The 19520-nt window shown below is 70.0% G+C and carries 19 protein-coding genes; 12 read left to right on the top strand and 7 right to left on the bottom strand.

Annotation, left to right across the window (positions count from 1 at the left end; genetic code table 11):
- Positions 1–85 precede the first annotated feature (85 nt).
- Entirely contained in the window at positions 86–1249 is a 1164-nt protein-coding gene (locus tag ACGFNI_RS17755; RefSeq protein ID WP_393684761.1) for a serine hydrolase domain-containing protein, read from the top strand.
- A gap of 158 nt (positions 1250–1407) precedes the next feature.
- On the opposite strand, the gene ACGFNI_RS17750 is transcribed toward ACGFNI_RS17755, so the two are convergent.
- Genes ACGFNI_RS17750 through ACGFNI_RS17735 form a run of 4 tightly spaced genes read right to left on the bottom strand, consistent with a single transcriptional unit; the run spans position 1408 to position 4534 of the window.
- Entirely contained in the window at positions 1408–2619 is a 1212-nt protein-coding gene (locus ACGFNI_RS17750) for a cysteine desulfurase family protein (RefSeq protein ID WP_393684759.1), read from the bottom strand.
- Complete coding sequence (locus ACGFNI_RS17745) at positions 2616–3554, bottom strand: hypothetical protein (protein ID WP_393684757.1); 939 nt, start codon at positions 3552–3554, stop codon at positions 2616–2618. Before ACGFNI_RS17745 ends, ACGFNI_RS17750 begins: the two co-directional genes overlap by 4 nt.
- Positions 3555–3575: 21 nt before the next feature.
- Complete coding sequence (locus ACGFNI_RS17740; protein WP_393684755.1) at positions 3576–4196, bottom strand: hypothetical protein; 621 nt, start codon at positions 4194–4196, stop codon at positions 3576–3578.
- A gap of 5 nt (positions 4197–4201) precedes the next feature.
- Positions 4202–4534, bottom strand: a complete 333-nt coding sequence (locus ACGFNI_RS17735) for a hypothetical protein (RefSeq protein ID WP_393684754.1) — start codon at positions 4532–4534, stop codon at positions 4202–4204.
- Between the two features lie 201 nt (positions 4535–4735).
- Here ACGFNI_RS17735 and ACGFNI_RS17730 point away from each other — a divergent pair, with 201 nt between their 5' ends.
- Positions 4736–5806, top strand: a complete 1071-nt coding sequence (locus ACGFNI_RS17730; protein WP_393684752.1) for a LysR family transcriptional regulator — start codon at positions 4736–4738, stop codon at positions 5804–5806.
- Positions 5807–5820: 14 nt separating this feature from the next.
- Complete coding sequence (locus ACGFNI_RS17725) at positions 5821–7155, top strand: methyltransferase domain-containing protein (RefSeq protein ID WP_393684750.1); 1335 nt, start codon at positions 5821–5823, stop codon at positions 7153–7155.
- Between the two features lie 83 nt (positions 7156–7238).
- On the opposite strand, the gene ACGFNI_RS17720 is transcribed toward ACGFNI_RS17725, so the two are convergent.
- The gene (locus ACGFNI_RS17720) at positions 7239–7565 is read right to left on the bottom strand and encodes a nucleoside triphosphate pyrophosphohydrolase (protein WP_393684748.1); all 327 of its coding nucleotides are present in this window, start codon (positions 7563–7565) and stop codon (positions 7239–7241) included.
- Positions 7566–7812: 247 nt separating this feature from the next.
- On the bottom strand, positions 7813–9459 hold the full coding sequence (locus ACGFNI_RS17715; protein WP_393684746.1) for an amino acid adenylation domain-containing protein: 1647 nt from the start codon (positions 9457–9459) through the stop codon (positions 7813–7815).
- A gap of 775 nt (positions 9460–10234) precedes the next feature.
- Between ACGFNI_RS17715 and ACGFNI_RS17710 the strand changes: the two genes are divergently transcribed.
- The 8 genes from ACGFNI_RS17710 to ACGFNI_RS17675 are packed head-to-tail and all read left to right on the top strand — an operon-like array spanning position 10235 to position 18394.
- A complete protein-coding gene (locus ACGFNI_RS17710) occupies positions 10235–10975 on the top strand; it encodes a class II aldolase/adducin family protein (RefSeq protein WP_393684744.1) in 741 nt (246 codons plus the stop codon).
- Positions 10976–11006: 31 nt separating this feature from the next.
- Positions 11007–11138: a hypothetical protein gene (locus ACGFNI_RS17705; RefSeq protein ID WP_393684743.1), complete on the top strand. Its 132-nt coding sequence runs from the start codon at positions 11007–11009 to the stop codon at positions 11136–11138.
- Positions 11135–13012, top strand: a complete 1878-nt coding sequence (locus tag ACGFNI_RS17700; RefSeq protein WP_393684741.1) for a non-ribosomal peptide synthetase — start codon at positions 11135–11137, stop codon at positions 13010–13012. The genes ACGFNI_RS17705 and ACGFNI_RS17700 overlap by 4 nt, the downstream gene beginning before the upstream one ends.
- Complete coding sequence (locus tag ACGFNI_RS17695; RefSeq protein WP_393684740.1) at positions 13009–14715, top strand: condensation domain-containing protein; 1707 nt, start codon at positions 13009–13011, stop codon at positions 14713–14715. Before ACGFNI_RS17700 ends, ACGFNI_RS17695 begins: the two co-directional genes overlap by 4 nt.
- Positions 14696–16039: an MFS transporter gene (locus tag ACGFNI_RS17690; RefSeq protein WP_393684739.1), complete on the top strand. Its 1344-nt coding sequence runs from the start codon at positions 14696–14698 to the stop codon at positions 16037–16039. The genes ACGFNI_RS17695 and ACGFNI_RS17690 overlap by 20 nt, the downstream gene beginning before the upstream one ends.
- A complete protein-coding gene (locus ACGFNI_RS17685; protein WP_393684738.1) occupies positions 16023–16208 on the top strand; it encodes an MbtH family protein in 186 nt (61 codons plus the stop codon). Before ACGFNI_RS17690 ends, ACGFNI_RS17685 begins: the two co-directional genes overlap by 17 nt.
- A 56-nt stretch (positions 16209–16264) precedes the next feature.
- Complete coding sequence (locus ACGFNI_RS17680) at positions 16265–17002, top strand: class I SAM-dependent methyltransferase (RefSeq protein WP_393684737.1); 738 nt, start codon at positions 16265–16267, stop codon at positions 17000–17002.
- A gap of 33 nt (positions 17003–17035) precedes the next feature.
- Complete coding sequence (locus tag ACGFNI_RS17675) at positions 17036–18394, top strand: condensation domain-containing protein (RefSeq protein ID WP_393684736.1); 1359 nt, start codon at positions 17036–17038, stop codon at positions 18392–18394.
- Here the strand turns inward: ACGFNI_RS17675 and ACGFNI_RS17670 are convergent.
- Positions 18375–19124 carry a GlxA family transcriptional regulator gene (locus ACGFNI_RS17670; RefSeq protein WP_393684735.1) on the bottom strand — a complete coding sequence of 250 codons (750 nt, stop codon included), beginning with the start codon at positions 19122–19124 and terminating at the stop codon, positions 18375–18377. The genes ACGFNI_RS17675 and ACGFNI_RS17670 overlap by 20 nt on opposite strands.
- 36 nt (positions 19125–19160) lie before the next feature.
- On the opposite strand from ACGFNI_RS17670, the gene ACGFNI_RS17665 reads away from it, so the two are divergent.
- A complete protein-coding gene (locus tag ACGFNI_RS17665) occupies positions 19161–19493 on the top strand; it encodes a cupin domain-containing protein (protein WP_393684733.1) in 333 nt (110 codons plus the stop codon).
- Positions 19494–19520: the final 27 nt, after the last annotated feature.

Genomic DNA, 19520 nt, shown 5'->3' with positions numbered 1-19520 from the left:
ATTTCTGACCACTGGTTACTAATCTATGAGGCGCACGGTGTGTCCGGCGCGGCCGGACACCACGCGACGGCGCCGGGAGGAAGCGATGGCGGAGGACAACGCAGTACAGGGCACCGTGGCCGACGGGTTCGAGCCGGTACGGGACGAGTTCGCCGCGACAGCGGCCGATGAAGGCGGCGCCATCGCCGCGCAACTGGTGGCGTACCATCGCGGGGAACGGGTCGTGGACCTGTGGACCGGCCCGGAGATCACCGGCGATTCGCTGCTCGGCGCGTACTCCGCGAGCAAGGGCGCCGCGCACCTGGTCGTCGCCCTGCTCGTCCAGGAAGGCGTGCTGGACCTGGACCGGAAGGTCAGCCACTACTGGCCGGAATTCGCCGTGGAAGGCAAGCAGGACATCACCCTTCGCGAGGTGCTGTCGCACCGGGCCGGCCTGGTCGGCGCGGACACCGGGTTCACGCTCGAAGAACTCGCCGATGACCGGATCGTCGCCGAACGCCTCGGCAGGCAGCGCCCGTACTGGCGGCCGGGCAGCACGTTCGGCTACCACGCGATGGTCGTGGCGGCATTGAGCGGCGAGGTGGTGCGCCGCGCCACCGGGCGGACCATCCAGGAACACTTCGCCGCACGCGTGCGGGATCCGTACCGGGTGGACGTCCACCTCGGCCTTCCGGACGACCAGGAACCCCGATTCCTGAGCGCACAGCCGATGGTGGCGACCCCCGAGCGGCTGGCAGGACTGGCGGCGCGCGCGACCGGCGCGAACAGCCTGTCCGGCATCGCGTTCAACCGGCATCACCCGCAGAACCCGGAACTGTGGAAGCTGCCGAACTTCCGGACGATCCGGGCCCAAGGGCCTGCCTCCTCGGGCGGCGTGGCCTCGGCGCGCGGCCTGGCCCGGATGTACGCGGCCACGATCGGCCCCCTGGACGGCATGCCGCCGCTGCTGACACCGGGCACCGCCGCCGCGTTCGCCCAGATCCACTCCATCGGCTACGACCTGGTCACCCGCGAGCACAAGGCGTTCGCGGTCGGCTTCCACGCCACGTCCGAGGTGTACCCGGTGCTCGGCCAGGGCGCGTTCGGCCACAGCGGCGCAGGCGGCCAACAGGCATTCGCCGACCCACGCAACGCCCTGGCCTACGGCTACAGCCGCCGCCGACTCCCCTTCCCTTACGGCCCGGCTCCGGAAAACGACCGTCTGATCCGTGTGTTGCTTGGGGCGGTTGGGGGCTTGGCTAGGGGATGAGCGGTGGGCGGGGGGCCTGCGGTGTCCGGTGCTCGGGATCTGTCGGTATGCAGGGCTCGACGCCGGTGCACCGATCGTGTCGTGCGTGAGGACGGGTGGCTCATACGCAGCAGCTACTCGTCCTGTGCCGCAGGGTCAACGGCGGCTGCCATCAGTGTTTACCGGGCGATGGGGTTGCCGCAGAGCCTGCCCTGTGGCGGGTCCGGCGGTTCGGTGGGGCTGGAGCAGTGGATGTTGGAGTGTGCGGCTCGCGTGACGAGGTCGATGGTTTGGACGATGTCGTTGTCGGTGGTGGTGCGGCCGAGGCTGAGTCGGAGGGTCGCGCGGGCCTGGGCGCGAGTGAGGCCGATCGCGGTGAGGACGTGGGAGGGTTCGCCGCTTCCGGTGTTGCAAGCGGAGCCGGTGGATGCGGCGATGTCGGGGACGCGGTCGAGCAGCTCGACGGCCTCGATGCCGGGGAGGGTAAGACTCAGGTTTCCCGGTAGCCGCCGGTGTGGGTGCCCGTTGACGCTTGTGCCGGGAATGGCGGCCAGGAGGCCGTTTTGGAGCCGGTCGCGCAGGAACCGGAGGCGGCGTGGAGGAGGGACGGCGTCGCTGGTGATGAGGCGGGCGGCGGCGCCGAAGCCGACGATCGCCGGGACATTGGGGGTGCCGGCCCGCAGTCCGCGTTCTTGTCCGCCGCCCGTCTGCTGGGCGGTGATGCCGATGCCGCCGCGGAGATAGAGGGCGCCGATGCCTTTGGGGCCGTGGAGTTTGTGGGCGGACAAAGAGGCGAGGTCGACGCCGAGTCCGGCGACGTCCAGCAGGCCGTACCCGGCGCTCTGGGCAGCATCGGTGTGCAGCAGGATGCCGCGTGGGGCCGTGATCTCGGCGATGGCCGCCAGCCGTTGGAGAGTACCGATCTCGTTGTTGGCGTGCATCACCGAGACCAGCACGGTGTTCGGTGCGAGGGCCGCGGCGATATCGGCGGGGTGAACGCGGCCGTGCCGGTCGACACCGACGCGGGTCAGTGTGTAGCCGTGGTGCTCGACGAGCCGCCGGCACGCGGCGAGGACGGCCTTGTGCTCGATGGCGGTGGTGATGATGTGTCCGCCGGACGGGCGGGCGGCCAGGGCAGCGCCGACGATCGCGAGATGGTTGGCCTCGGTGGCGCCCGAGGTGAAGACGATCTCCAGCTCGTTCTTCGCGCCGACCAGATCGACGACGTGGCGGCGGGCGGTGCGCACGGCCCGTGCGGCGACGCGTCCGTAGGCATGCGGACTGGAGGGGTTGCCGTACTGGCTGGTGAGGTACGGCAGCATCGCTTCCAGGACACGCTCGTCCAAGGGCGTGGTGGCCTGGTGGTCGAGGTAGATCGGTTTGGTGATCATGCGGCTCGCTCCTTGGTTCGGGCGGCGGCCGGTGCCGTCGTGGCGTACTTGCGTTCGCCGTCGACCAAGTCCCAGTAGTTGGTGCCGGCGTTGTGGAACACGGAGAATGCGGTGGCCAGGCAGTGCCAGTTCCGGTTCGGTTGGGCCAGGGCGAGGAAGAAGGCGTCATCGAACAGCCGACGGGCACGTTTGGCCAGGGCCTCACGGGTCGCCTGCGGCCCGAAGAGGTGCAGGAAGCCGTGCTCTCGCAGCCATGCCTCGGCGTGTTCGGCGCCGACCGTGCCGTCCAGATGGCCGCCGTCGGTGAGGGTCTGGGTGGCCAGTCGCTCAAGTCGGCGTTGCCGACGGGCGTTTTCGCCGCCGGGACAGCGGTCGCCGGTGATCTGCCACTCGTGCCAGCGGGGCGGCTGGTAGCGGTTCCAGTCGACGTCGTCGAGGTGGGCGGTGACCTGCGGTGGGATCTGGCCCCGGGTCAGGTCGGCCACGTCGTATCCCGGCCCGAGGGCTTCCAGGGTGAAGGAACCCGGGCGGCCTGGGCCGAGCCGGTCCATGCGGACCAGGACGGTGAGTTTGTTGGTGAAGCGGTTGGTCGGCTCCGCGAGGATCACGGCCCGCCCGTCGGCCAGCAACCTGCCGGCCCTCGGCGGGATCTCCTCGACGGGAAAGACGTTGCCGCCACGGTAGTACTGCTTCTTCTCCGCACCGCCGTCGGAGCGGATCATCAGCCGCTCGGCATCGGTGGCGGTCGCCAACGCGTGGGCGGCGGTTCGCACCGCCTCCGCGTCGTGACCAGGAGGAATGAGACAGGCGTTGAGCACGGGCAGCTTCAGCGAGTGCAGCAGGGCCATGGTTTGCCATTTCGGCCAGCGCCTGTCCATGGCCGCCGCGGTCAGCTCGGCGTTGGGAAGCGCGTGTAACGGGCGGGATATCGCCATCTCGCCGTCCCCCTTCCTTCGTCAGGCGGCGTTCGGGAGGCGTATGTCGGCGGACAACTCGATGAACGTGCGCTCCCGGTGGGCTATGAAGGGGTGATCGCGCCAGTCGAAGAGGTGGCCGATGCCGAGCTGGTCCGCGCAGACGCGGCGCACGAACTGTCGGGCGAAGCCGGCCGATGGCCAGTAGTGGTGCTCGCCAGGCCTGGGGGAGAGATAGAGGTAGGACCCGCCCGCGGCCTCCGGAAGGTCCGCCATGGAGGAGAGCCGCCGGCCGGGGCCGCCGGTCTGCTCGTAGGCGGCGGTGATGGCGTCCGGGTCGGGGACGGGAATCAGGTGCAGGTGGCAGTGGCTGCAGCAAGAGGCGCCCAGTTCGCAGTCGCGCGGTCCGTGCTCGGCCAGGATCACCGGACCGTAGCGGGCCTGGATCAGCGCGCGCATCTCCTCCGTCTCCGACGCGACCCGCTTCAGGCGGGCGGGGGTGATGTCGGCGGCGGCGTCCAGGTGCTCGACGGGCATGAACAGGCAATAGCCCGGGGTCAGAGCTCCGACGGTGGGCAGCAGAATCCAGCCGCCAGCGGTCTCGGTGATGATCCGGGTCGTGCTCTCACGTGCGGTGAACTCGGTGCAGAACTGGCAGTCCATGGCTGTTACCTCTGGATCGGGCCGACGCGGAATTCGTCGGCGTATCGGCTCTTCAGGTCGGGCCCGCTGCCGTAGAACGGGCGGGACATGGCGCCGCCGCTGCGGGCCTCGTCCAGGGCACAGGCGAGCAGGCGGGCCGGCGGCATGCCGTGGTGCAGCCGCAGTGCGGTGGAGTCGAGCTGCAGCGGATCGGCGAGGTCGATCACCGCGTGCTCCGTGCCGCGAGCGGCTGCCGTGGCGCCCCCGGGCGTCAACGGCAGTCCCTCACTGTGGAGTTGGGCGGACCATTCCAGAGAACGCTGATTGATCAGGCGAGTGATCGACTCGGCTGAGAGCATGACTCACCTCCGGATTCGGGCAGTCCGGGAATCGCCTTTCGGAGCGAAGGCGGCTGCCGAAATGTTCCCCGGGGTAGTCCGTGATATCCATATGTCCGGTTGGACATTTAAAGGTTTTCTCGGGGTGAAATGCGGAGAAGTTCAGTTCTGTTGGCCGTGCGAACAGCAAACTGATTGAGGTCACATCAGGGAGGGGGAGCAATGGTGCCGTCGTTACCGTCCGGACCACTGAAGGTGCCAGGACCGGAGGGCTTCCGCGTTGATCTTCTTTCGTGTTCACCGGATTTGCTGGATCTCACCTGGGATCAGCTCAGAACACTGATCATCGTCCGCGAGTCCGGAACCGCACTGGCTGCGGCGAAGGTGCTCGGGCGCGAGCAGTCAAGCGTGCAAAAGCAACTGGACATTCTCAATCGCAACTTTCAGGAACTGACGGGCGAGTTGCTGGTCGTGAAGCAGGGGAGGGGCAAGAACTTCCTGTTCACCCCTACCGGGCTGGATGTCGTCGAGCGTGCTCGAGCGACCTTCGCCGACTGGCTGCAGGGCATCGCCGACTCCCGCCGCCGGCTCGGTTCAACGCTGACAGTGGGAACGACCGAATTCACCCTCGGTTTCTTGGGCCGGGTGTGGGAGCGTGTCGCCCCGCGACTGATGGAGCAGGAAGTCGAACTGAAGGTCGTGCATGTGCGCACCCGCGACTTCTGGACCCGCTTGGACTCCAACCAAGTCGACCTTTTGTGTGGTGGGTTGGCCGCCGATACCGCCGCCGAGCGGGTTGCCCCCGACTACGACTTCCTCGAATGGCATCGCGAGGGCCTCGCCCTGCTGACGAACCTTCCTGTGCGCGAACTCGCCGCCAAGACCGTCGGCGTCGACCGGCTGCGGAACCTGCCGTTGGTCATTCCTTCCCGAGGAGTGATCACCGACTTCGTCGAGCGCTGGTACGGGCCCGACTTCCGCTCACAACTGCAGATTTCCGCCGAGATCGACGACATCTATTACGGACTCGCCCTGCTGCGCTCCCGCATGACCTATGGGTGCATGCTGTGCGCCCGCTCCATCGGGCAGGCCGCCGTCGACGGCCGCCTGCCCACCAGCGACGACTTCCGGCTCATCGACCTCGCCGACGGGTTCGCCCCCACGCTCCAACTGATCTCCGGCGTCTTCGCCCGCAAAGGCGAACGCGAGACATATGACGCCTCCCACCCACTGAACATTCTGTGGGACGCCTTCCGCGACGAAGCCGCCTCCGGCAGGCCCCTTCCCCTGTGACGTAAGGAGCTCTCGTGCTGCTGGCCTCGATCAACCTCAACAAGCGTCTCGGCGCCGCCGGCGCCCGCGCGAACCTCACCGCGTGGCTGGGCGAGCACGGCGTCCAAGCTGTGCTCGCCCAGGAACCTTTCAAGCCCGCAGACCGGACACCGCCCATCCTGCAAGGCTTCACCTTCGCCGGCGGCGACGGAAACCTGGCCGCCTGGATCAGCGAGGACCTCACCTCGCCCACCGTGTCCTCACCCCACCCATGGGTCCAGCGGATCGAGCTGGCATGGCTGGTCGTCCTCCAGGTACATCTCGACGCCTATGCCGGCGCGGCCCGTGCCGCCCAACTGGCCGAACTGACCGCGATGGTCGTCGCCGAGGGGGGCCGCCCGCTGCTGATCTGCGGGGACTTCAACCTCGCCCCTCGCCCCGAGGATGGCCTGCTCGGCGAGAACATCAGCACCTTCACCACCGGAACCGAACGTGCGGCGCTGCGCAAGCTCATGCAGAGTACCGGCCTGATTGACACCACCGCCGAGGCTGCGCCCGTCTTCACCTTCGAGCGACTCTCCGCCGGCAAGCTCAGCCGCTTCCGTTGCGATCTCGCGCTGCTCAGCGACCACCTCACGGCCACCGTCACCGCCGACGCCTCGGTGCGAACCGGCCGACAGGCGTTCACCGATCACTCCGCGCTGCTCGTCGACCTGCCCGTCACCCTTCAGAAGACCGAGCCGGACGACGTGCTTTTCGCGCTGAGCGAGCTGACCGGTCATGACCCCAGCATCCCTTCCGCGAAAGAGGGGTACCGGCCGCACAAGACCGCGATGAGCCGCCAGGCCCCCTCACCCGCCTCCCGAGTGGTGACCGAGTACCTGACCGGCCCGCTGGGATTGACCAGCGTCCTGGACCACGGCTGCGGTCGCGGCGCCGACATCGCCCACTACCGCTCAATGGGCCTGGACACCGAAGGCTTTGACCCGCACGATGACTTCGGCTGGCCCCGCCCCGCCCGCACCGGCTTCGACCTGATCACCTCGGTCTACGTCCTCAACGTACTGCCCGACCCCTGGCAGCGGATCCAGGCACTCAAGGACGCGGCGTCCTTCGCCCGCCCCGGCGGCCACATCGTGATCGTCACCCGCTCACCGGAGGAGATCGCCAAGGCAGCTGCCGACGGCGGATGGGCGCCGCACCACGACGGCTTCTGGTCCAGCCCGAGCAAGGGAACCTTCCAACGGGGCATCGACACCGCCGAGATCACCGTACTTTCCCGCCGTGCCGGGCTCGTCCCTGCCTCTGATGCTCCCGCGCTGCCACTGGCCGGGGGGTGCCACGCCGTCCTGACCAAGCCTGAAGCTTAAGGCGCCCACCCACCAGCGGCGCCCATCGCGTGCGGCATTGCGCACGAAGACGCGTACCGAGCGACCACCGGAGTGGTCATCGATCAGCAGTTGCCCGTCCAGACGATCCGTTCGGCGAAGCCGCCCCGTTCGCTCGCCTTGGTCTCGCGGATCTTCTCCAACTGCTCCGCATCGATTCCCAGATCTGCGGCGAGCGCGCGTACGACCTCCAGCACATCCGCGAGTTCCTCCGGCGCCGCGTCCTCGTCCGCGGTGAGGAACTCCGCCACCTCTTCGCCCAGCTTGTCCCGCAGCCTGCTGCGGTACTCCGCCGGCGCCGCGGTGTAGGTGACCGGCTCGGCCCCGTCCTCGCGGATGATCTGCGGGATCCGGTCCCGCACCAACTTGCCGGATGCCCTGTAGCTGTCCATGCGTTGCTCTCCCCGCGCCGATCGTCGCGAGGCGGCCGGCCGCTTTGCCGCCGCCTTCATGCCGCCGCAGCCTAGAGAAGCCGCCTCACTACTGGCCATGGGGAACGTCAATCCCACCCGTTCGAATTGGTACCGCGACGCTGGGTGACGCGTCATGGCCGCCCCTATGGGAGAAACAGGCGTGAACTGGGCGGGGCCACGGCGTCACGGCGTCACGATGCCGCACCCCGCCTCGGTCTCCCGGAGTTCAGGCGCGCTCGTGGGGAACGACGCCCCCGCCCCCGGCATCCGATGGCCCCGGGCTCCGCCGGCGGCCTCGTGCGGGTCGTGGCAGTGCCGTGCGGTCCACCTTGCCGTTTGGGGTGAGGGGCAGGGTGGTGAGCGGGACGATGAACGCCGGGAGCATGTAGGGGGGAAGCGTCTTTGCGAGATGGGCGGTGAGGGACTGGGGCGTCAGCTCGCCGTTGCCCACCACGTATGCCGCCAGTCTGGGCGTGCTCCCCATGTCCTCCCGGACGACCACCACGGCGCGCGTCACCGCGGGGTGTGTCAGGAGCTGGGCCTCGATCTCGCCGAGCTCCACCCGCAGCCCGTCCACCTTGACCTGGTGGTCGGTCCGTCCGAGGAATTCCAGGTGGCCTGCCGGATGACGGCGGACGAGGTCGCCCGTACGGTACAGCCGGGCACCGGCCGTGCCCGAGACGTGGTCGGGGACGAACTGTGCCGCCGTCAGTCCCGGGTTCCCCAGGTAGCCGCGGGCCAAGAACCCGCCGCCCAGGTGGAGTTCGCCGGTGGCGCCGGTGGGGACCGGGCTCCCGGAGTCGTCCAGGACGTGGGCCGAGACACCTGCCATGGGGTGGCCGATGGGGACGGTGCCGGGCGGTTCGACGGCCCTGCACGGCCAGTGGGTGACCCCGACCGATGCCTCGGTGGGGCCGTAGAGGTTGTGCAGTTCCGCTGTCGAGACCTCCCGGAACCTGTTGGCCGTCGTCGACTGGAGGGCCTCACCGATGCACAGCACGCGGCGCAGCGACTCGGCGCCGACCAGCAGATCCCCTTCCACCAGGAGGGCGAGCAACGACGGAACGGTCTGCACCGTGGTGACGGACTCGGTGCGTATCAGCTCCGCCAGGTACGCCGGATCCCGATGCCCTCCCGGCTCGGCCAGCACGATGCGGGCGCCCGCGGTCAGCGGCCAGAAGATCTCCCACAGCGACGAGTCGAAGGAGTACGGGGCCTTTTGCAGCACCGAGTCGTCTCGCCCGAGCCCGTACCTGGACTGCATCTCGCCGAGGTTGGCGACTATCCCTCGGTGCGGTACCGCCACGCCCTTGGGTGTTCCCGTCGAACCGGACGTGAAGAGGACGTACGCCAGGTCGGTGGGCTGCGGCGGCCTGCGTGCCGGCGTCGGCGGATGGGTGGGGGAGTGCAGGAGTTCCAGTCCCTGTAGGGGGACGGATGCCGTGTGCGCATGCTCGCCGAGTGCCTGTAGGGCCGTCGGCCGGTTCCGTTCGTCGGCGAGCACCAGCGGCGTGGCCGTCACCCGCACCATGTGTGCCAGGCGCGCCACCGGGTGCTCCGGGTCGAGTGCCAGGTAGGCGCCGTCGGCCAGCAGGATGCCCAGGAGGGACACCACCAGCCGTACGGAACGTTCCATGCAGACTCCGACGAGTGCGTCGGGGCCGGTGCCGGCCGTGCGCAGTGCGGCGGCCAGCGCGTCCGCCCGCGCGAGCAACTGCTGGTAGGTCAGCGCCTCTTGGGGGTCCTGGACGGCGATGGCATCGGGAGTGATCTGTGCCTGTCGTAGAACGAGATCGTGGAGGAGGCGGGGGCCGCCGGAGGAGCTTGGTGTGGTGTCAAGTTGCCGTCGTTCAGGGGGTGTTCGGTAGGGCATGCGGGTCCTCTCCTGCCGCTACCGCCTCCGGAATGCCTGAGGGAATACCCAGTGAATGGATATGGCAAACGGAATCGGGTGTTTCGGTGTGTGAATCCAACGGCCGCACATGCGTGTGGCGTATGTCACATGCGCTTTCGGTCGGCTCGCGAGGAGCCTTACCGGCATGCGGAAATTCACTGCTCAGAGCCTCGCGGCGGACCGTCCGGCGGAAAGGGAACGGAGAGTTCCTCCCGCGGATTCCGGGCCGCGGTTTCGGGTGAGGCGTGTGAGCCCTCTTGTTCATCTCGTCGATCGTTGCCTACCTTCTCATTGGTCAGCAGTTCCGTGATCGCCTGACTTCCCCCCACACACACAGACCATTCGTCGGCTGCCCCTCCTTCTGTAATGACGCGATGTGCCCTATGAGCTGCCGTGTTCCTGCACGGCGATCTGGTGATCTGTCAACGTCCACAAGGAGGTGATTTTCATGACGAACGAGGACTTCCTCGCTTCCCGCGAAGCCGGTGAGGCTGCCACCAAGTGGTAGTCATTCGCCTCTCGTAAGAAATCGGCCCCGGGCGGACCGGTCGGTCCGCCCGGGGCTCGCACGGGCCGCAGGCGAACGGGGGCGCGGGATGCCGGGAAAGCCACGGATAGTATTCGGCTCAATTCTTTGGGTGGCGCGGGGTATCGCGCCCGCATCCGCGAGACCGCATCGGAAATCGCCGGTGACCAGGCATAGCGAATTCGGTTTCCGGTGCGTATGCGACGCCGTCCCGCAAGGAGAATGAGAATGTCCCAGACCATGGCAGCAGCCGCGCGGGACCACCTGCCGCGTACCCGGGAAGAGCAGCGGCACGCCCTGGTGGAAGCGATCCACCTCTTCGCCGCACTCGGATACAGCGAGGGGATCGCCGGCCACATCAGTGTGCGGGACATCGAGAACGAAGACGCCTACTGGGTCAATCCCTTCGGCCTCGACTTTCACCAGGTGACGGTGGACGACCTCCTGCTGGTGGGGAACGAGGGCGTCATTCTGGCCGGTGAGGGGGAGTTGAACCCGTCGGTCGATCCGATCCACGGGGAACTCCACCGGGCGCGCCCCGACCTCGTCGCCTTCGCCCATACGCACTCGATGTACGGCAAGACCTGGTCGTCCCTCGGCAGGAAGCTCGACCCCATTACGCAGGACGCCTGCGCGCTCTATCAACGACACGGAATCTATTCGCAGTTCCTGGGGCTCGTCGACGCCAGGCGGGAGGGAAAGGCGATAGTCGAGGCCATGGGGGAAGGCACGGCCGTCATCATGCAGAACCACGGGTTCCTCGCGGGCGGGCGGAGCATCGGCGAGGCCGCCTGGCTCTTCATCGTGATGGAGCGGGCGGCCAAGTCGCAGCTCATGGCGGAGGCGGCCGGAAACCCGCTGAAGATACCGCACGACGTGGCTCTGGACACCGGCCGCGCCCTAGCGAAAATCGAGTTCGCGGAGAAGCAGTACCGGAACCTGTACGACTCGACGTGCGGTCGCCGATGAGCTGTCCCCGACGCGGTCAAGGGGCGAGGAAATGAAACGTGGACTCACCTTCCTTCCGGCCGTGGGTCCGAAGGAGTACGACGCGGACGGGTTCTACGACGCGTGCACGGAGCTGTCCGATTCGGCCGGTGAACTCGGGTCGCTGTCGGGGAACGCCGCGTGACGGAACCGGGCCGGAGCACCGTACCCGGCGCCACCGACGCGTCCTCGCCCCGCGCCGCGACGCACGAGCTGTTCGAGCGGCAGGCCCGGCGGCGGCCCCGGGCCCCGGCCGTCAGGGGAGGCGGCCGGACCGTCGGCTACGGCGAACTCGACAGCCGCGCCCACGCCCTGGCCCAGCGCCTCACCGCCGCAGGGGCGGGCCCCGGCACCCCCGTCGCGGTCGCCTCGCCCCGGTCGGTCGGACACATCGTCGCCACGCTCGCCGTATGGAAGACGGGCGGGGTCTGCGTGCCCGTGGACCCGCTGCTGCCGAGGGAACGCAGCGAGCGGCTGCTGGTGATGTCCGGCGCGCAGCTCGTCGTCGGACCGCACGAGCAGATCACCGGGGCCGGCGCCGCGGGGGAGCGGGGCACCGCGTGGTCACCCCGGAGCCAGGGCGACGAACGGACCGCGTACGTCTTCTTCACCTCCGGATCCAGCGGCGAACCCAAGGCCGTCGGCATCCCGCACCGCGGCATCGTCAACGAAGCGCTCTGGACCCGGGACACCTTCGGGCTCGGCCCCGGCACCATCGGCAGCTGGCTGTCCTCACCCGGCTTCGCCCTCACCCGCTGGGAGCTGTGGTCACCGCTGACCAGCGGCGCCTGCGTGGCCTTCGCCGACGAGGGCACCGAGTGGGACGCCGCAGCCGTGCAGCGCCTCCTGCTGGCGGCGGGGGTGACCTGGAGCGTGGCGGTCACACGGCTGGGGGAACAGCTCATGGAACTCGACTGGCCGACCGGGACGTCCCTCCAGGCCCTCGTCACCGGTGGCGAGCAACTGCGCACCTGGCCACGGAACCTCCCCTTCCGCGTCTACAACTCCTATGGCATCACCGAGACTTCCGGCGTACGCCTGATCGCCCCGCTGCCCGCGTCCCCACCCGGCCCTGACGGGGACTCCCTCCCCCCGATCGGCCTCCCCATACGCGGCACGCACGCCTACGTACTCGACGACGAGCACACCCCGGTGGCCGAAGGCGCGGCGGGAGAGCTGTACATCGGCGGCATCGGTCTGGCACACGGCTATCTGGGCAGACCCGGCATGACGGCCGCACGTTTCCTGCCCGACCCGTTCCGGGGCCGGGGACAGCGGATGTACCGCACAGGTGATCTCGTCCGCCGGCCGGCCGACGGACTCCTGAGATACGTCGGACGCGCCGACGACGAGGTGAAGATCAAGGGCGTCAGGCTCAGCCCCGCCGAGGTCGAATCGGCGCTGCTCGCCCACGACGCGGTCGCATCCGCCCTGGTTCGGGTCGATTCCCGTTCCGGTGTGGTCTGTTACCTCGTCCGCCGCCCGGGGCACACCGTGACCGCGCACGACCTGCGCGCCTTCCTCGCGCAACGGCTGCCGAGCGTCGTCGCCTCCCCGGTATTCGTCGAACTGTCCGCCCTTCCCTTGCTCAGCAGCGGTAAGGCGGACCGCAGGGCGCTGCCGGAACCGCACCCGGACAACACGCTGACGGATACCTTCGAGCAGCCGCACGACGGGCTTGAGACGACGGTGGCCACGGCGTTCCGCACCGTCCTGGGCGTACCGGCGGTGAGCCGGCACGACGACTTCTTCGCCCTGGGCGGCGACTCGCTGCAACTCGGCCGCCTCAAGGGCCTGCTGGAGCAGGACCTCGGCCTGACGGTGCCCGCCTCCGCGCTCTTCGCGGAGCGCACTCCCAGGCAACTCGCCTCCCTGCTGTCCGCGCTGCCCGCAGCCCCCGCGCCGGAAGCGGCAGCGGACCTGGCACCGCGGGCGGCGGACACGCGGTGGATCGACGGGCTCAGCGACGACGAAGTCGCCGATCTGCTGACGGTCATCGAGCGGACGGAGGGGCCATGAACCGCGCACCGGCCGCCCAGGACCCGGAGTCGGCCCGCCGGCGGCTGCGCGCACTCGCCGCCCGGCACGGGAGCGCACCCGGGCCAGACCGGGAGCCGCCGCTCGCCGTACCGCTCTCCGGCAGCCAGCGCAGCATGTGGCTGCACGACCGCCTCGCCCCGGAGTCCGCCACCTACGTGGAGACCGTCGCCTTCGACCTGTCGGGCCCGCTCGACAGCGCGGCGCTCCGCAGCGCCCTGCGCACGGTCGTACGGGACCAGGACGCGCTCCGCACCGTCTTCGTGACGGGGGAATCGGGCCCCGTCCAAGTGGTGCGGACCGGCCCCGATGCCGGGCCCGGCCTCACCGAGGTGACGTGCCGGGCCGGTGCGCACACGCTGGACGACGCCATCGCCCTGGCGGACGCCGATGGCCTGTTCGCGCCCTTCGACCTCGGCAACGGGCCCTTGGCACGGGCCCGCCTCTACCGGCTGTCACCCACGCGCGCGGTGTTCGTCCTCGCGGTCCACCACCTCATCTGGGACGGTGCGAGCACCGGCATCCTCCTCCACGCGCTGTTCACCGCGTACGAGACCGCGCTTGGCGGTACGGCACCCGCGCCGCAGCCACCCGCCGTGACCTACCCGGAGTACGTACGCGCGGAGCGCGGCCGGTGGACGAGCACCCGGTTCCGCGGCTCCGTCGGCCACTGGGCGAACCGGCTCGCCAAGGCAGCCCCGCCCGGCGGCACCCCGGCTCCCGGCATGGCGTCCAGGCCCGGCGCCGTTCTCGAACGACCGGTGCCGGCCGCGGTCGTCGACACCCTGCGCAGCACCGCTCCGCGGCTCGGATGCACCCCCTTCATGCTCCTCGTCGCCGCACTGAGCGCCGCCCTGCGTCCCGCTTCGCTCCCCGCCGACACCGTGCTGGCGGCCCCGATGTCGGTACGCACACCCGGCACGGAAAGGCTGATCGGCAACCTGGTCCACACCCTGCCCATCCCGCTGGAACTGCCGGCCGGGGCCTCGCGCCGGGCACACGTCGAGCAGGTGCGTACGGCGTGCGCCGAAGCCTGGGAGCACCGGGCGGTCCCGCTGGAGCAGGTGGTGGCATCGGTGCCGCAGCACCGGGCGGCACACGACCGCTACACCCGGACGATCCTGGACCACGTCCGGCTGCCCGACCCCCTGCGCGGCCGGGCGGGACTGTCCTGGACCCCGCACTGGCTCCCCGGCCGCACCGCCAAGTGCGAGCTGCTCATCGCCTGGATCGAGACGGCCGACGCCACGATCATGCGCGTCGAGTACGCGTCCGCCACACGGTCACCGGAATCGGCCGGACTTCTCGCGGACCGGGTGCTCGACACGCTCCAGGCACTCCTGGACGACCTCGACGCCCCGCTCGCCACCCTGCCGACGACGGAACCGGCGCCCGCCCCCGCCTGCCCGTCCGCGCACCCGGCACCCGGCCCGTCGGCCGCAGTCCCCCCACCTGTGCGGGCGGCGGCACACCAGGCGTGGCAGGAGGTGCTCGGCGTCGACGACCTGGAAGACGAGGACGACTTCTTCGCGCTCGGCGGGCGTTCGATGGACGCCGCGCGGATCGCGGCGAAGTCGGGCGCCGCGCTGGACCTCGTCCTGCGCACGCGCACCGTCCTGGAGGCGGACTGCTTCGGCGACTTCGTGGCACGCGTGGGAAGGATCTATGAAAAGAACAGCGACTGAGCCGCCCGGCGCCCTCTCGTACGGTCAGGTACTCGCCGACCGCCGACTGGCCGCGCTGCTGCTGGGAGACATGTTCTCGCAGATCGCCAACGGCATGATCATCGTCGCGCTGCCGATGGAAGCGCTCAGGATCCACGGCACGTTTCCCGCCTCGCTCGCCGTGTCCCTGGTGGCGACGGCACCCTTCGTGCTGGCCACCGTGCTCTCGCTGGCGATGGGCCTCGGCCGCAGAAGGCCGCCGCCCCGGGTGCTGCTGCTGAGCGACTGCGTGCTGCGGTCCCTGGTCTCGGGAACCGTGGGCGTGCTCGCGCTGACCGACGCGCTGAGCCTGCCCGTACTCGTCGTCGGGCTGCTGATGGGCTCCTCCTTCCGGCTCGTCGGCAGCAGCAGCCGACGGCTGATCGCCACCGGAATGGTGGGCGCCGAAGGCCGGTTGGCGGTCAACGGCCTGCTCGGCTCGATCAGCAGCGGCGCCCAGTACATCGTGGGCCCGGTGATCGGCGGGCTGCTGGTGGTGACGAAGGGCCCCGGCCTGGCACTGCTCTTCGACGGTGCCGCCGCTCTGCTGCTCCTGGTCGTGGTGGCGACCGTGGTGCCCAGGACGCCGTCCGCCGGGCGGCCGGCGCCGCACAGCCCGAAGACCGGCGACGATCACGGGGCGGCGGGTCCGGTCTCGGGATGGCGGGTGCTGCGCGCCGATTCACAGGCCGCCCGGCTCTTCGTCGTGGTCTGCTGCTTCAACTTCTTCTACATGCCGGTCGAGATCGCTCTGCCCCTGCTGGTCCGGGGGCCGCTGGACGCCGACGGCGCCGGACTCGGCCTGCTCTGGGGCATGTTCGGAGCCGGCGCCTTCGTCGGCGCGCTGGGCATCAACCAGCTGCGCAGGCTCCCCGTCCAGCCCACCCTGGTGACCGGGATCGCGCTGTGGGCACTGTGCCCCATTGGTCTCGCGGCGGCCGGGGACTTCTGGCTGGTCGCCGTGGTCTTCACGCTCGGCGGCCTGGTCTGGGCGCCCTTCACCCCGCTCGTCTACACGTTCCTGCAATCCACCCTCAACGAAATGGAGCAGCAGCCCGTCGTCACGCTCTGGGCCGCGGGTACGAGCCTCGCGGCCCCGGCCGGCCTGTCGCTCGGCGGGCCGTTGGTGCAACTGCTCGGCGTACGGCCGAGCCTGGCGGTGTCGGGTCTGCTGACAGCGCTGCTGGTGCCGGTGGCGGGCTGGGGCCTGCTGCGTACCGGCCGGGCGGCACAGGACAAGGATCCCGTGACCGGCAGGGCCGGGATCCCTTCACCCGAGGAGGCACGCGATGAACCCGGCCGATGACCTCACCTACGCGGTGGTGGTCAACGACACCCGCCAGTACTCGATCTGGGACGTGTCCCGCGCCCTCCCCGCCGGCTGGCGGGAAGAGGGCTTCCGCGGCTCCGAGCGGGAGTGCCTCGCCCATGTGGACGCGGTGTGGACCGAGATGAAGCCCTTGGCCGAGCAGTAGTCCGCGCCAGGAACGAGGCGCCGGATCCGGCATCACCGAGTGGGGAGGACCAGGCCATGGAGTCGTACGGCAACACGGAGTGCTGGGACCGGGTGGAGGACTACGACGGTCTCGGCTGGGCGACGGCCCAGGACGCGGACGAAGCCGCCGGTTTCCTCGCGGAACTGGCGGGCCGGGGGAGGGCCCTGGAACTCGGCGTGGGAAGCGGCCGGGTCGCCGTCCCCCTGGCGCGACGCGGAGTGGAGGTGGTGGGAATCGACTCCTCCGAGCCGATGGCGGACCAGCTCCGCCGCAAACCCGACGCCGCGGACATCGAGGTGGTCATCGGGGACTTCGCCGAGGTTCCGGTGCCCGGAACGTTCGGCGTCGTCTACTGCGTCCTCAACACGTTCATGCTGCTGCTGACCCAGGACGAGCAGGTCCGCTGCTTCGAGAACGTCGCCGCCCGGCTCGACCCCGGAGGCTCGTTCGTCCTTCAGCTGTCGCTGCTCAGCCCCGCTCACTACGCCCAGTCGACCTTCGCCGAGACGATGCACGCCGCGGCCGACTCGGCCGTCCTCATCGCCGCGGAGCACGACCGCGCAGGCCAGCGCGTCAACCGCCAGCAGATGGTGGTGACCAAAACCGGCGTGCAGTTCTACCCGATGTCGTACCGCTACGTATGGCCGTCCGAACTCGACCTGATGGCGCGGATCGCCGGTCTTGAGCTCGCCGGCCGGTGGGCGGGATGGACGGGCGCGCCGTACCAGGGGAACCCCGGCCGCTACATCACGGTGTTCCGCAAGAGCGTCTGACAAGAGCGTCCGAGCGCCCGGGAGGCAGCCGAGATGGAGCCCGTGCCGCTGATGTGGGGGCAGGAGCACTACTGGTACGGCCGGTACGCGCACCCCCGCATCAACACCAGGATCCCCGTGGTCTGGGCGCTTCCCGCGCACTGCACGTACGCGCGGGTGGTCTCCGCCGTGCAGGCACTGGTCCGACGCCACCAGGCACTGCGGACGACGTTCCCGGCCGGCGGTGACGGCCGGCCCGTCCAACTGGTCCATCCACCGGACGGGCACAGCACCGTGGAGTCGCAGGCTCTCCGCCCCGGTGAGGACTTCCCTGCCCTGCTCGCCCGGGTGGCCGCGCGGGACATCGACCCGGAGCGGGAGCGTCCGGTGAGATTTCTGCACGTCACCGGCGACGGGACGGCGGGGCGGCTGATCGCCGTCTTCCACCACATCGCGGTGGACGCCGCGAGCATCGAGCGGCTGTGGGAGGACTTCACGTCGCTGCTCGCCGGCGCCGGGACGGGAGACGCGCCGGACGGCCCGGGGGAGGGGGAGCCCTGGACGCCCACCGATCAGGCACGCCTCGACCACTCCGCCGAGGAGCTGACGTACCGCGCGAGCGCCGCCTCCCACCTGGAGCGGTGTCTGCGGAAAGTGCCGCGGACGCTCTTTTCCGCCTTCCGCCCGCTCCCGCTCACCGCCGACGGGGGCTCGGCCGAACCGGAGCCCGTGTACTGGCGGTTGGCGCTCGGCTCGGCCCTGCTGCACGCCGCGGTCGAAAGGCTGTCGGTCCGGTATCGGGTAGTGCCGTCGGTCGTCTATTTCGGCGCGTTCGCGGTGCTGCTGAAAACGCTCTCGGGGCAGTCGGCCTTCGTCATCCGTTCGGCCTTCTCCACCCGGCCCCCCGCCCATCCCACCGCCGTCGGCTGCTTCTTCCAGCGGTCGCTCGCCGCCGTCGACCTGTCGTGTGCGCGCACGACCCGGGAGGCGCTCCATGCGGCGCGGGACGCGTACACCGACGCCTGGGAGTTCGCCCGGCACTCCTACCGGGACGCGCGGCTCGCCAAGGCCGCCGAGGAGGCGCGGCGCGGGAGCCCCGTCCGTCTCTCCGTCTCGTACAGCTACTTCGCGTCGCCGGTCACGTCGCAGGTGTGGCAGCAGACCGCCGGCCTGCCGGAGATGACCGTCCGCCCGAGGGATCCCGCGAAGCTCGACAACGACGCCGATCTGAACCTGGAGGTCCTGCTCGGCGAGGAGAACCGGGTGGAACTGTCCCTGCTGGTGCACAGATCGCTGTACGACCGCGCCGAGGCGTCCCGCATCCTCGTCGACCTCGCCACGCAGATCCTTTCCTGGGACAGCGCAAGCACATCCGGCCCCCGCCCGCACGGCGTCACCGCGAAGCGGCCCTGAACGCCCTGCGGTAGGCGCCCGGTGTCGTGCCCAGGGCCCGAAGGAAGCGCCTGCGGAGGTTGGTGGCCGATGAGAGGCCGACGCGGTGGGCGACGGCGTCCACGGGAAGGTCGGAGGTTTCCAGCAACTCCCGTGCCTCCGCTATCCGTTGGGCGAGCAGCCACTGGCCGGGGCCGGTGCCGAGCTGGTCGGTGAACCGGCGGGCCAGCGTGCGGGACGAGACGCCGGCCCGCGCGGCCAGGTCATCGACCGTGAGCGGTTCACCGAGCCGCCCCGTCACCCACTCCAGCAACGGCGCGAGCGAACCGTCGATCCGGGCGGGGTGCGGCGGTGCCGCGTACTGCAACTGCCCGCCCTCGCGGTGCGGCGGCATGACCATGCTCCGGGCGACCTGCGCGGCGTATCCGGCCCTCTGGTCCGTGCGCAGCAGGTGGAGGCAGAGGTCGATGCCGGCTCCGGCGCCCGCGCTGGTGGACACGTCACCGTGATCCACGTACAGCACGTCCCGATCGATCCGGACGGCCGGGAAGCGGGCGGCCAGTTCGTCCGCCCGCGCCCAGTGCGTGGTCGCCCGGCGCCCGTCCAGCAGCCCGGCGTGCGCCAGCGCGAACGAGCCGGTGCAGATGCTGACCAGCCGCGCTGCTGAGTTCGAAGGTCGACTGCGGTGGGTGGACGAGTGCGACGACGCGATGCATGGCAGGAAAGTACCGCAGGATGTCATCTCTGACACTCGGCCGGGCGTGCGTCGGCCGGAGAGGCTGGCTCCATGACGCCAGACCAGAAAACCCCCGGCTACGAGTGGTTCAACGTCCAGGACGCCCCGGTCCGCGAACTCTTCCCCGGCATCCGCCTGCGCCCGCTGTGGCGCGGCGGTGACGGCGCGCATGCCCACGTTCTTGAGATGGACCCGCACACGTGCTGGCAGGGAATCGACGTGCACGAACCGGGGCCCGAGGAGGTCTTCGTGGTCTCCGGAGTCTTCAACGACGGCGACCGGGACTATCCCGCCGGCTCCTTCATCCACGCCCCCGCAGGTTCCTCGCACGTCCCGCAGACGACGACCGGCTGCACGCTGTTCGTCTTCTACCCCGAAGGTTAGGTACCCCCAAGGCAGACCCTAGGGCTG

The sequence above is a fragment of the Streptomyces sp. NPDC048644 genome, assembly GCF_043199105.1.
Taxonomy (GTDB): Bacteria; Actinomycetota; Actinomycetes; order Streptomycetales; family Streptomycetaceae; genus Streptomyces.
Note: the sequence above shows the minus strand (reverse complement) of the source record. Positions and strands in the feature narration are given on the sequence as shown.